At 47.5% G+C, this 623-nt stretch carries 1 protein-coding gene; it reads right to left on the bottom strand.

The window, feature by feature from the left end; all coding sequences use genetic code 11:
• Positions 1–623: glutamate synthase central domain-containing protein (locus KIV40_RS27210; RefSeq protein ID WP_285352307.1), on the bottom strand; the 623-nt coding region annotated here is incomplete at both ends.

Below are 623 nucleotides of genomic sequence, written 5' to 3'. Positions count from 1 at the left end.
ATTCTCTTCGTTGATCGCTAGGGCTTTAAAGTGCCACTTTGCTGAGCTCCACGCGAGATCATCAAACTGTGCCCCGCCAACTGGTGAGCTGATATTTGGGAAGAAACTGTTGAGCTGTTCTGAGTCGGTATCAAGGAAGTTAGACTCGAAGAACTCACCACCTATATAACTCTCTACCGTACAAAGACCAAACTTACCCATGGTCTTCATCAGCGACTTTTCGCAGGCTTTTTGGAAGTTCTTTAAGCCTTGCTCAATCGATTGGTTGTTACACAGCGTTTTAGCGCGGTGGTAGACAGAGATAGGGCAGACGGCTGAGATACCAAAACCTAATAGACGGGCGATGTCATGGCTACTTGCTGCCTGACCCGTTTGGTAAATTACGCTGGCATCGAAACGCAGACCGCGTTTAATAAGTCTTTGGTTGACGGCAGTAGCAACAAGAATCGCTGGCAGTGCAGCCTTGCCATTGCCAATCTGTTTGTCGCTCAGCACCACAATATTGGTGCCGTTCTCAACCGAAGCCTGAATTTGGTCACAGAGTTCGGTAAGCGCTTCAGCAACGCGCGCTGAATTATCTTCTCGGCTATTTAATGTTGGATTGAAAAGGGCATCAAATGTTT

The organism is Vibrio sp. D173a, from assembly GCF_030248475.1.
This window is presented reverse-complemented; position numbering and strand designations above follow the sequence as displayed.